The sequence below is a fragment of the Aestuariibacter sp. A3R04 genome (assembly GCF_018860805.1).
Taxonomy (GTDB): domain Bacteria; phylum Pseudomonadota; class Gammaproteobacteria; order Enterobacterales; family Alteromonadaceae; genus Alteromonas.
This window is the reverse complement of record NZ_JAHKQR010000003.1, coordinates 917,840-930,616: the sequence shown is the minus strand read 5'-3', so window position 1 is coordinate 930,616 and position 12,777 is coordinate 917,840. Positions and strand designations below refer to the sequence as shown.

The following is a 12,777-nucleotide window of genomic DNA, read 5'->3' as shown; positions in this document are numbered from 1 at the left end:
TAAATTGTTAAAGAACATTTGCCTAAGCCTTGCTACAAGCTGTCTTAAGCGGGATGCGTATGATACTTTGCATCCATTTTTTGTCAATCATTTTTTTGAATTTTTTGTTCACAAAATTGATTTTCAAAACTCGTTTCGTCGAAGTTGACTGACCTCTCCAAACCGAGGAGGCGCATTTTACGCATATGAGTTTTCGGGTCAACCCTTATTTATGAAAACATAAAAAAAAACGACCTTAAAGGTCGTTTTTCAATCAAATCGTTTACTTCTCGTGCTGCCCAATCAAACTTGAGGCTAATGGGCCCGCAATCGCTCACCGATTTGCTTGGTCATCAGCCTCTTTTACCTTAACTTTATCAGTGTGGGCATTAGCTGTTGTAGTTGTCTCAGGGGAAAAGTCAGCGTCTTTTTCTTCATGGTCACCCACGACATCTTGTAACGTCACCTTATCTACTGTTCTAAATGTATTAATAGGTCCGGCCAATGCGTACATTGCAAATACGAGAAACAATACAAGGGCGGGTTCTGTTGCAACCACCACGAAAATAAGCATGATAATTAGCAAGGCCACAAACGGTACTTTGCCATGCCAGTTGACTTCTTTAAACGAATTATATTTAAAGTTACTCACCATAAGTAAACCAGCAGCACCCGTTACCAAAGCCACAACGATGCCGTAATCATTTCCTTGAATACCGTATTCCACACCTACCCATACTAAACCTGCCACTACTGCAGCAGCAGCCGGACTGGCTAGACCTTGAAAGAAACGCTTATCTGCAATACCTACTTGTGTGTTAAAACGAGCCAGTCGCAACGCCGCACCTGCAACGTATATGAAGGCGGCTAACCAGCCCAACTTACCAAGCTCACTTAACCCCCAGTTGTAAGCCACCAGGGCTGGCGCAACACCAAAAGACACCATATCAGCCATAGAGTCATATTCAGCACCAAACGCGCTTTGTGTATTTGTCAGTCTTGCTGCCCTTCCATCAAGCCCGTCAAATATCATTGCAACGAAAACAGCAACTGCCGCAGCCTCAAAACTACCATTCATAGATGCGACAACAGCGTAAAAGCCTGAAAATAACCCTGCAGTGGTTAACAAATTGGGCAGTAAATAGATCCCCTTTCTTTTCGTATCTGTCATAAGACCTCTTCATCTTTTGCACTAGCACTATTATTTCACAGATATACCACACAAGCACGGTGGAATCGTGTCAACATATTTCCCATGTAAGTAGCTCTACATTGCGATAGTCACTAACTATTCAGTCCGCAATAGGTTACAGCGCGCAACTGTATAATAAAACATACTTAAAAGTGAATTTATAAGCATTACAATAAGGCACTGTTATTATTATATTTTTTTCAAGATATAAACTTTAGTTTGATGTCAGTAAATTTTACGCATTAATACTTACACAATCCCAAAGAGGCATATTTACCTTTAAAATCATAAAATTAAATTATGGCGCGTTTTATGCATAACAATGATTGAGGTATGTAAACGAGGTATAAAAGGGGTTCACAAGATGAAAATAAGTAAAATCGCTTTAGTCACCGCATTGGCTGCTGCTGGCGTACTGAGCACCCCAGCTTTTGCTACTGGCGGAGGCTGGCATGGAGGTTGCGGTACTGGAAGTAACACTGGCAGCGGTTGTAACGCAACTGACTACTTTGGTGACGATTTAATGTATAGCCTCGCGAGCGACGGTATCACCAATGCAGAAGTTGACGGCGTAACCATTAATGCATCAGCATATTCTGATACAAAAGGATGGGAAAAAACAGGTACACATTATGGATACGATGTCGTATCTGATTTGAACATCGAAGAAGCCAAACTGAAAAAGTACGGTCAGGGTTACGGTGTTGTAAACGAAGATGAGACAGCAAAGCACTCCCCGGACCACTCGGTTGATAATGAAAAAGAGGAAGGCTGGGTCTGGAAAAACGGTACCTACGAATATCAAATTGATACCGATTATGACTATGTTCTGATTTCTTTCGACGAAGCGGTCAATGTTACAGGCGCAACATTCAGTTGGTTGTGGAAAGACGATGACACCCAGGTTTCCGTTGCTGCACTTAACGATACCTCCATGCTTGAGTCAGGGTCAAATACATGGAGTGACGTAGCTGGCGATGCCATGGCTGTCGGTTCTTTCGACGTACTTAACTGCGACGATGACCACCTAGCGATGGTTGAGTTAGAAAACATCTACTCACAATATTGGATTATTGGTGCGTATAACACGGTATTCGGTGATATCGGCCATAAAATGTTCGATGACGGATTCAAGCTCGCGAGTATTGGCTTCAATACGAAGGGCAAGCCGCCAACTGCAGTAACCGAACCAGGTACATTCGCCATGTTATTTATGGGTGGCGCACTGGCGATGTGGCGCAGAAAGCGGAAAGCTTAATCTGATAGGCCTCGAACAAAAAGATCTGTAATATTAAAGGTGGCAATAGCCACCTTTTTTCTCTTCGCAGTATTCAGGTGTTATATATGAACATTCAACGATTCTTACATGCGTTTTTTCGTAAAGCAGTACTCAGTACCGCCTTCTTTGTCATCTGTGCGGCCGCATTTGCAAACACTTTCGGCGATTATGAGAAAGCCCTTGCCGCATATAATAATGACGACTACGAAACAGCATTTGTGCACCTGAAAAACAGCCTGCAGAAGGATCCTCAAAACCTTACTGCTAAAATTTTGATGGGCCGCTTACTGCTACAAAACGGCTATGTAAGAGCTGCGGAACTGGAATTTTCCGAATCCATAGAAATGGGAGCAGACCTGAACCTCGTTGCTGAGCCTCTTGGCACAGCATGGTTATTCATGAACCACTTTACCGAAATTGTTGAGTTTACCGATTATAAGAGACTGGGCGCGAAGCAAAAATCGGCGTGGCTTCAGATACGGGCCACCGCCTGTAACAAACTGAATGACAAAGCATGCACTAAAGCGGCTTATGAAAGCATGCTTGACCTGCCGTTTAACAATGAAGCTGCGTACAACGGTCTGGCCGCTATGGCGCTGCAAAACAATGAATTGGAAGAAGCGAGAACACTGCTCAAGAAATCAGGCGACATTAACCAGGAAAATGCCACGCTGTGGCGACTAACCGCCCAGCTAGCCTACAGAGAAAAGAATGTTGACCAAGCCATAACATTGTTCAAAAAGGCATTATCAATAAATGCAGATGACCCTATTGCCCTGAGAAACCTGGTAAATATTTATATTGCCAGGGATGACTTTGCCAGTGCTCGCAAATACGTCGATGAGATTATGCAACGCACGCCTGACGACCCCTTGGCGATTTTACTCAACAATTGGCTGATGACTCAGGAAAATACCATCACCCCAAACAGCGGCGAAATTCAAAAGCTGGGTAACACTTTATCTGAACTCCCCCCGGATGTTGTTGAATCGCAGCCACTGCTTATTTATATCAGTGGCCTAACCGCATACTTTAACGGCAACATTGAAAAGGCCGTAGGCGATTTCGAGCGCTATTTAGGGAAAGTTCCCGACGATTTACAGGCGACAAAATTACTCGCCAAAGCCTATATTTCTACTCAACGACCGAAGCTGGCATTGTCTTTGCTCGAACAAAAACAATCTATTATCCTTGGCGATTTAAGTGCTTCCCTTTTACTGGGAGATTTACTCATTGAACAAAATAAGAGCTTTAGAGCAGACAGCCTGACGCGCATACTCGAATCTCGCTATCCCGACACGCTTCAAGTACAGTTGTTTAAAATAAAGCTGATGACAGTGAGGGGCCAGGAAGAACAAGCCCTTAAGCTACTGGATGACAACTTTAGTGCGCAACAATTAAACCCCACATTTTTGTTTACTTATGCATCAATGAAAATGCGTTTCGGACAATTTGACGATGCCCACAAAGCCGTAGATGCATTAATTAGTATTTTTCCCGAAAAAGCAGATGTGTATAACTTCAAGGCATCACTCAATTTGCAAGAAGATAGCTATGATAAGGCGCGGAAAGGTTTAGAAAAAGCACTCGAACTAAATCCGGAAAGCTTTTCCGCCCGCTTCAATCTCGCTTCTCTAGAGGCAAAAACTGGCAATATTGACGCATCGCTTTCACTGTTAAACGCACTCTTAGAGCAAGTACCAAGACACATTCCATCCCAACTCTTAAAAGCACAGAACACCTTGGTCAAAGGTGATGTTAATACCGCTATTAACATCTACAACAACGTGCTTGCACTGATGCCTCGTAACCAGGAAGCCAGAGTTAAGTTAGTTCAGATTCGGGCGAATCAGGGAGACTTAAGCGGCGCACTATATCAATTAGATAAACTGTTAAAAGAAGATTTTGATAACCCCGCATTTTTGCTTCAAAAAGCTAATATCCTGGTGAACATGGAAAGAATAGACGAGGCCGAACAAGCATTGGTTCTGGCCCATGAACACATTCAGGAGAAACCCCGCCTGCTGACAAAATACGGCAACTTGCTTATTAAACTTGGGCGTCCAGATGAGGCATTAACTAGTTTTAAGCAAGCGCGATCTATTACTCCGTACGACAATGATCTTGCGCTACATACGGCAAAGTTACAAATTGCGATGGGCAACGTCAGCGAGGCAGCGCAAACCATTGCTTCGCGCATAGACAAGAATCAAAACAATCCTGATTTTTGGTATGTTGCTGGACTGCTTGCAGAAAGCACGGGCAATTATGTTAAAGCTGCGCAAGCTTATGAGCGATCGACAACTCTGGCCCCTGCTTTTGCCCAGCCACTGCTGGCTGCATATAAAATGGCCGAACGCGGAAACAATCCGGACGGGTTTATAAATATTGCCAAAGGGTTGATGAAATCAACACCTGAGTATTTACTCCCAGCGAATCTGCTCGCACAGTACTTTTACAATAATCGAGAGTTTGCGAAGTCTGTACCTATCTACACCAAGCTGTCTGAGATGCCTAACGTGTTAAATAAGTCCAAAGTGCTAAACCGACTGGCAGAGATGTCTGCACAAACCAACACTATGCAGGCCTCACAGTGGATTTCTGAAGCTGTTGACCTCAACCCTAGTGATCCTGAAATCCTCGACACCTATGGCTGGGTACTTGCTCACGAAGGCAAATACCAGGAAAGTCTTGAGATGCTTCGACGGGCTTTCAGCAGGCAAGCCACTAATCCTAAGCTACGCTTTCATTTAGGTTACACCCTGTTACAGATGGGAAATGAAAAAGAAGCAAAAGAACATCTGGAAATAGCTGCAGGCACCGACAAAGAATTTAACGGTAAGGCACAAGCCGCTAAGCTTTTAGAATCTTTGTAGTGGTCGTTTCAAAAAAAGGCCCTCGGCATCCTCCGAGGGCAACTCGTTTAAACCACAACAAGTTCGTCGCCTTTCACGTCTATACGAATAGTAGATTCAGGAACGATTACACCTGACAACAACTGCTGAGCCAGAGGGTTTTCTATTTGCGTTTGTATTGCCCGCTTTAACGGCCTTGCACCAAATACAGGATCAAAACCCGCTTCAGCAATTTTATCCATGGCCGCACCGGACAATTCAAGTTTATACCCTTTAGATGCCAAACGTTGTCGTAGAGCAGCCAATTGAATTTTTGCAATGGACTTAATTTGTTCTTTACCCAAGGGATGAAACACCACCAGATCATCAACGCGGTTGATAAACTCTGGCCTGAAATGCTGGCCGACCACCGCCATGACCCGACGCTTCATTTCTTCATATTGATCATTGCCATGCGCATCCTGAATAACATCAGATCCCAAATTCGATGTCATGATTACCACGGAATTTTTGAAATCGACCGTTCTGCCCTGCCCGTCCGTCAATCGTCCGTCATCGAGAACCTGCAACAGGATATTAAAAACATCGGGGTGGGCTTTCTCAACCTCGTCTAACAGAATAACAGAATACGGTTTTCTGCGAACAGCTTCTGTTAAATAACCCCCTTCTTCATAACCCACATAACCCGGCGGTGCCCCAACTAACCGGGATACCGAGTGCTTTTCCATAAATTCAGACATATCAATTCGCACCAACGCTGCTTCTGTATCAAAGAGGAAACCAGCCAGCGCTTTTGATAATTCAGTTTTACCCACACCTGTCGGGCCGAGGAACAAAAACGAACCAATAGGACGATTTGGATCAGCAAGCCCGGCCCGTGACCGTCTGATAGCATTTGAAACTGCGTTCACCGCTTCGGCCTGCCCGACTACGCGTTTGTGCAAAACATCTTCCATGCGCAGAAGCTTGTCCCGCTCTCCCTCCAGCATTTTTGCCACCGGGATGCCTGTCCAGCGAGATAACACTTCGGCAATTTCGCTGTCAGTAACCTTATTTTTCAACAGCAATGTTTCACGGGTTTCATTTTCCGCCGCCTTTTCCAGTTTCATTTCTAATTCTGGGATTCTGCCATACTGCAATTCTGACATACGGTTGAGATCTGATGCCCGCCGTGCAATCTCGAGATCGAGTTTCGCTTGTTCAAGTTCACTTTTAATTGTCTGCGTACCTTGCATGGCGTCTTTTTCTTCACGCCAAATTTTGTCAAGCTCACCCAGTTTATTTTCGGCTTGCTCTCGCTCAAGCTCAATCATCTCTAAACGTTTGTGACTTTCTCCGTCAGTTTCCTTCGCCAGCGCTTGCTCTTCCAACTTAAGCTGAATGATACGTCGTTCTAGCCGATCCATATCTTCCGGTTTAGAGTCAATTTGCAAACGGATACTTGATGCCGCTTCGTCTATGAGATCAATGGCTTTGTCTGGTAACTGTCGGTCGCTGATATAGCGATGTGACAAGGTAGCTGCTGCAACAATGGCCGGATCCGTGATATCTACTGAATGATGCAATTCATAGCGCTCTTTTAATCCACGCAAAATGGCAATGGTGTCCTCTACACTGGGTTCATCAACAAGGACTTTCTGAAAGCGGCGCTCAAGTGCTGCATCTTTTTCAATGTACTGGCGATATTCATCTAACGTGGTCGCGCCCACACAGTGCAGTTCTCCGCGAGCCAATGCAGGCTTGAGCATATTTCCCGCATCCATTGCACCATCAGATTTACCAGCACCAACCATCGTGTGTAATTCATCGATGAAGAGTATAACTCTGCCCTCTTCCTTGGACAGCTCGTTAAGCACAGCTTTTAGCCGCTCTTCGAATTCTCCACGGTATTTTGCACCGGCCACTAAAGCGCCCATATCCAGTGACAGCACCCGCTTATTCTTAAGGCCTTCTGGCACCTCACCGTTAATTATTCGCTGGGCAAGCCCTTCTACGATGGCGGTTTTTCCCACTCCGGGTTCACCAATTAGCACTGGGTTATTTTTAGTACGGCGTTGCAACACCTGAACGGTACGCCGGATTTCGTCATCCCGTCCAATAACCGGGTCGAGCTTGCCTTGCTCGGCGCGTTCCGTCAGATCAGTAGTATATTTTTCAAGAGCCTGACGCACATCTTCAGCGTTGGGATCGGTAACTTTCTGACCACCGCGCATTTTATCGATGGCAGTTTCTATCTGTTCTTTAGAGATGTTTAGGCTACGAAGTAACTCGCCCAGCTTTCCTTTATCCTGCAATGCAGCTAAAACAAATATTTCAGAGGTGATGTATTCGTCTTTTCTCTGCTGTGCAATCTTGTCACACAAATTGAGCAGAATGCCGCTGTCTTTACCTAGCTGAACATCGCCGCCAATACCTTCTACCCTAGGCAAACGCTCAATTGCTTCAGATAGTGCAGAGCGCAAAGCATTTACATTTACCTGCGCCTGATCCAGTAACGGACGTACTGAGCCCCCCTGCTGATTCAGAAGTGCGGTCATCAGGTGCACAGGTTCGATAAATTGATGGTCCCGCCCAAGCGCCAAAGACTGCGCATCGGAAATTGCTAACTGAAATTTACTGGTAAATCTATCTAATCGCATGAAGTCATCCCCTGCCCACTTATCGCAAAGCTTAATACGCTTTATTTATGGGTACGCGCGGGAATGGATTCAACTGGTTTAACGAAATAACACACATAAAACTTGATCAATATCAAGTAAAATCAGCGAATTGGGGAATGCAATATTCTGTCTTTGGTAGCGGCAGGTTTCACAACTTAAAACCGATAACAGAAACCTGACGGCCGCACGGCGCGGTCTGATTATGTACGCTCCTACGATGCGAAAAAAATTGCGATGCTCTTTCATAAGTACACAACCCACTATTAGCAATTTTACCAACGCCAGCCTGATGAAGCTGCCTAAACGCAATATCTGGTAAATCTAGCAAATATTTCCCTGGCACATCACTCGTGCGGTAACACTTCCGCCAGGCCTCAAAGTGTGCGACAACATCTGCAGATACTTCGTAATTGGGCTGACTTATTGCGGGGCCAATCCAGGCAACAAGTTCATCATTGCGCGATTTCATCTCAGAGAGGGTTTGCGGGATAATACCCGATGCAAGCCCCTTCCAGCCTGCGTGGATTGCAGCTACTTCAGTTCCTTCGACGTTGCTAAGTAACACTGGCACGCAGTCAGCAGTCATAACCCCACAGGCAAACGCGGGATGTCGGCTTATCGAAGCATCGGCGTCACGCCTGTGGCTAGGTAGCGTAATACAATCATTGCCATGCACTTGTTCTAGCCAGTGAATTTTGTGATGGAACGGCAGTTCTTTTCGATTCTTGGCGACACAAGAATCGTCATCTCCAACGTGCATAGCCACATTCAAACCTCCATAGGCTCCACTACTGTATCCGCCTTGCCGGACAGAGCAATAGGCGAAAACGCCCTTGGGAAACAGCAGGTCTGGGAAAACAACTGCCATAATTATACGTCATCCAAACCGTGCTCTGCAGTATCTTCACGGACCGCTGTGATCAACGACACCATATCCGCCGGCAACGGCGCTTGCCACGTCATCCACTCCTCCGTTTCAGGGTGAAATAACGACAACTGCGCAGCGTGAAGTGCTTGTCGCTGAAAACTGCGCAAAGCATTTACACAAGCATCCGATGCACCTTTGGGCAATCGGGGACGACCGCCGTAAACAGGATCACCAACTAAGGGGTGTTTAACATGGGCCATGTGAACACGGATCTGATGGGTGCGTCCCGTTTCCAACTTTAACCTCAGGTGAGTATGCGCCCGAAACTTTTCCATAACCCGATAGTGGGTCACCGCAGGCTTCCCAAATTCGCGAACCGCCATCAGTGTACGCTTAGTGGGATGTCGTCCAATAGGCGCGTCTACGATGCCTCCCGCAACCATTGTGCCATACGCAAGCGCCTCATACTCGCGACTCATCACCCGTCCCTGTAACTGATTGACCAAGTGAGTTTGCGCAGGTACTGTTTTCGCCACGACCATCAGCCCCGTCGTATCTTTATCAAGCCGGTGCACTATGCCCGCTCTGGGCACCACATCGATATCGGGAACATGAGAAAGTAACGCATTCAACACCGTGCCGTCCGGATTACCAGCCCCCGGATGTACCACAAGGTCGGCAGGTTTATTAATGACCAAAATCGCGTCGTCTTCGTAGACAATGTCTAACTCAATATTCTGAGGTTTACTGGAAATCTGAACTTCCATAATGGCGGCAATCTGTATGTACTCTTCACCCAACATTTTGTGCTTAGGGGTCGTCAACACATCGCCATCAACCATAACGTTACCGTCCAAAATCCAACTTTTTAACTTTGAACGTGAATATTCAGGGAACAAATCAGCCAAAACCTGATCTAACCTCATACCATAGTGATGTGGCCCGGTGTTCGCTTCAAGCTTGACAGTGTTTTCAGGCTGGGTCATAAAACTCTTTCGCTGTTACAAAAAGCGTATTATACCAACTTTACGGTAGCGGGAAGGAAACTTTCCTGTTTTTATGTGGAGTTTCCGTGTTTGAGTGCGCTAGAATGCCGCAACAAATGCAAAAATGCGTATCAGTCGGTTAAGCAGGAATAGACAAAGATATGAAATCAATTCGATTAATGATGCCTGTCGTCCTTGGTGTCATGGTGAGTGTGGCAGGATGCAGTTCTAATGAGGATACTCAGGAACGCGTTGCCCTTGCCAATATGGGTGCGCAACAAATGTACGACAGCGCAAAACGCAACATGCAAAACGGTAACTTCGGGTCTGCGTCTACCATGCTTAGTGAGCTGGACTCCCGCTATCCTTTTGGTCCCTTATCCAATCAGGTACAGTTGGATTTGATCTACAGCTACTACAAATCCGGACGTATTGATGAAACACTGGCGACAATCGACAGGTTTGTTCGCTTGAACCCCAATCACTCTGACGTCGATTACGCATTTTATATGCGCGGACTCACCAACATGGAAGCTGATTCCAATATGTTTCAGGAAATCATGCAAATAGATCGCTCCGATCGGGATCCGTCTAAATCCAGGGAGGCATTTGAAGATTTCCGTCGCTTGATCCAACAATTTCCAGACAGTAAGTATGCTGCTGACGCAAAAAAACGCATGCTCTTTATTAAAAACAGGTTGGCAAAATATGAAATTGCTATTGCCAGATTTTACATGCGCAGAGAAGCATACGTAGCCGCCGCAAACAGAGGGAGATATGTGCTCGAGCACTTCCCAGATTCTGAACATGTTCAGGAAGCACTGGAAATCATGGTATCCAGTTATGAGCAATTGGGTTTAACCGATCTAAAAAATAACGCTATGAAAACGTTGCAGCTGAATTTCCCGGAAAGTGATTTTCTCAGTTAACATTCAGGCACCGCTCGGTGCCTTTTTATTTGAAAAACAAGTGACTGAAGGGATTGAGCAAGCGAGCTATGCCCGATGTGAAGTGCAAAGGCTGATCGAGAACGCTAAATACCAGACACCCAGAGTGATAAGACGTCTGAGGCGCATGGGTATGCTCTCCATCCATTTTAATAAAATCGCCAGTGCGATAGTGGTGCAAGCCGTCGCCAAACTCGCCATCGAGGACTAAGGTGTATTCCACGCCCCGGTGAGTGTGTTCAGGCACGCTGCCTCCTTTGGCCATGTATATAAAATTGGCCGCTCCCGAATAACCCAGGTCAACAGGCGCCTGCCATAATTTACCAACCAGCCCGCTCCAGTTTCCAGTTTTACCAGCCAACACTTGCAATGTACGCGGGATGGTAAAAACCTTACCGTCTAACTCGATTTCCTCAGCGGAAGGGCGCGTTTCGACCTGGCCACCAATACCGACGCCTGAGGCAGCAGGAAGTTGCGTGATGTCAGCAAGCATAGCACCAAGGCATTCGTCAAAGACGACAGTCTGAGAAGGAAAGTCAAAGACCTGAGTAGCCAAACTTTCTGTGGCCTCATGCACAATCTTCCTGCATCGCGTGCACATGTCGCAATGCGCTGACACCATAATCGATTCAGCAGGAGATAAAGTCCCCTGAGCATACTGCGTTAACTGCTCAGTGCTCGGGTGAAACCTAATCATGGGTGTGAAGCATACCCTTAAGACGTTGTATTGCTAACCGCGTTCGAGATTTTACGGTACCAAGGGGGATACTGAATTCATCGGCCACTTCTTGTTGAGACTTTCCATCGATATAAATGGCTTCAATTACGGCTTTCTGTTTTAAAGGCAAGTCGTCAAACATAAATCCAATCTGCTCAAGTGTAATTTGCTCGTCGAGGGACGTTTCATTGGCATCTGCGGTTTGTTCGCAAAGCACCGGCCACAAATCGTCAGCACACACATCTTCTTTCCTGTTTTGAAGCTTGCGAAGCATGTCAAAACGAATGTTCCGTGCAATGGTAAAAATCCAAGTGGACGGGCTTCCTTTTTCAGCGTTGAACAAATGGGCTTTCTGCCACACGTTCGACATCGTATCCTGAACAAGCTCCATGGCCAGCGCCTCATTGCCCATCTGCTTCAATGCATACGAGCGCAGCCGGGGAGCAAAATAACCAAACACTCTGGCGAAAGAGCATTTACAACGGCTTTCGGCAACCTTTACGATATAGTCTGACATTTCTGTCGCACAATCTTTTGGTTTGGTAACGCTGTTCTTTTGGTCCACAGGAATTCCAACTAACATAAATATTGTCCATATCCTATCAGGTTAATAGTTACTACAGACCACGAAAGCAAGAAAATGACAGAAATGTAATCTTAACCAGCCCACCCTGTAAATTTTACACAATGGACTATTGAACCAGGGCAGCGAGATAATTCAACAACTTGTTGCAATCGCCCTGCTCCAGAAAATACTGTTTCTGTTTGGCATCTACCGGTAACAACTCAAGCCAGCGTTGCATAACCCAAATCGGGTCATCGTAATGAAGCTCATCATAAAGCTCAGCAAGCTCAGGGTAGCGCTCAAATATTTCCTTTAATCTGTCGTCTATAGGTGAAAGTTGTTGAGGTGACACGTGACACTGCCAAGGAGACAAGTTCTCGCAACACGCTGTGCGAAGACCGTCTTGCTGCGTTTCAATGTTACTCACCTCTACATTCACTAAACCAGCAACCTTTATGCCAAGCAATCCATCATCGAGTAAATCAAAGTCAATAACCGTCGCCAGGGTACCTATGGGATAGATATGTTGATTAGTTTCTTTGTCACCTTTCGCATTGAGCATGCACATCACCAAATGCCCACCACTGGCGCACACTTCCTTTACCATCCTGACATAGCGGGGCTCAAAGATGCGCAGCGCCATTCGGCCGCCGGGAAGCAGGTGAGCGGACAGCGGAAACAAGGGATATTTGTCGGTAGTCATAACTCAGTAATTCAGGCTAATTCTC

At 45.9% G+C, this 12,777-nt stretch carries 10 protein-coding genes; 3 read left to right on the top strand and 7 right to left on the bottom strand.

Annotation, left to right across the window (positions count from 1 at the left end):
- Positions 1-313 precede the first annotated feature (313 nt).
- Positions 314-1,150 (bottom strand): CDP-diacylglycerol--serine O-phosphatidyltransferase, encoded by an 837-nt coding sequence (pssA, locus tag KO518_RS08810; protein WP_216025441.1) that lies wholly within the window; start codon positions 1,148-1,150, stop codon positions 314-316.
- Positions 1,151-1,535: 385 nt separating this feature from the next.
- Between pssA and xdp1 the strand changes: the two genes are divergently transcribed.
- Positions 1,536-2,429 (top strand): exosortase-dependent surface protein XDP1, encoded by an 894-nt coding sequence (xdp1, locus tag KO518_RS08805; RefSeq protein WP_216025440.1) that lies wholly within the window; start codon positions 1,536-1,538, stop codon positions 2,427-2,429.
- A gap of 86 nt (positions 2,430-2,515) precedes the next feature.
- Complete coding sequence (gene prsT, locus KO518_RS08800) at positions 2,516-5,326, top strand: XrtA/PEP-CTERM system TPR-repeat protein PrsT (RefSeq protein ID WP_216025439.1); 2,811 nt, start codon at positions 2,516-2,518, stop codon at positions 5,324-5,326.
- Positions 5,327-5,373: 47 nt separating this feature from the next.
- On the opposite strand, the gene clpB is transcribed toward prsT, so the two are convergent.
- The 3 genes from clpB to rluD all read right to left on the bottom strand — a co-directional run bounded on the left by clpB (position 5,374) and on the right by rluD (position 9,819).
- The gene (clpB, locus tag KO518_RS08795) at positions 5,374-7,944 is read right to left on the bottom strand and encodes an ATP-dependent chaperone ClpB (RefSeq protein ID WP_216025438.1); all 2,571 of its coding nucleotides are present in this window, start codon (positions 7,942-7,944) and stop codon (positions 5,374-5,376) included.
- Between the two features lie 169 nt (positions 7,945-8,113).
- The gene (gene pgeF / locus KO518_RS08790) at positions 8,114-8,833 is read right to left on the bottom strand and encodes a peptidoglycan editing factor PgeF (RefSeq protein WP_216025437.1); all 720 of its coding nucleotides are present in this window, start codon (positions 8,831-8,833) and stop codon (positions 8,114-8,116) included.
- Between the two features lie 2 nt (positions 8,834-8,835).
- A complete protein-coding gene (rluD, locus tag KO518_RS08785; protein ID WP_216025436.1) occupies positions 8,836-9,819 on the bottom strand; it encodes a 23S rRNA pseudouridine(1911/1915/1917) synthase RluD in 984 nt (327 codons plus the stop codon).
- A gap of 161 nt (positions 9,820-9,980) precedes the next feature.
- Here rluD and KO518_RS08780 point away from each other — a divergent pair, with 161 nt between their 5' ends.
- On the top strand, positions 9,981-10,748 hold the full coding sequence (locus tag KO518_RS08780) for an outer membrane protein assembly factor BamD (RefSeq protein WP_216025435.1): 768 nt from the start codon (positions 9,981-9,983) through the stop codon (positions 10,746-10,748).
- 25 nt (positions 10,749-10,773) lie between these two features.
- Here the strand turns inward: KO518_RS08780 and KO518_RS08775 are convergent, their stop codons facing one another.
- The 3 genes from KO518_RS08775 to KO518_RS08765 all read right to left on the bottom strand — a co-directional run bounded on the left by KO518_RS08775 (position 10,774) and on the right by KO518_RS08765 (position 12,752).
- Positions 10,774-11,463, bottom strand: coding sequence for a ChrR family anti-sigma-E factor (locus KO518_RS08775; protein WP_216025434.1), 690 nt, complete (start codon positions 11,461-11,463; stop codon positions 10,774-10,776).
- On the bottom strand, positions 11,456-12,067 hold the full coding sequence (locus tag KO518_RS08770; protein WP_216025433.1) for a sigma-70 family RNA polymerase sigma factor: 612 nt from the start codon (positions 12,065-12,067) through the stop codon (positions 11,456-11,458). Before KO518_RS08770 ends, KO518_RS08775 begins: the two co-directional genes overlap by 8 nt.
- Before the next feature lie 109 nt (positions 12,068-12,176).
- Positions 12,177-12,752: an LON peptidase substrate-binding domain-containing protein gene (locus KO518_RS08765; RefSeq protein ID WP_216025432.1), complete on the bottom strand. Its 576-nt coding sequence runs from the start codon at positions 12,750-12,752 to the stop codon at positions 12,177-12,179.
- Between the last annotated feature and the right edge of the window lie 25 nt (positions 12,753-12,777).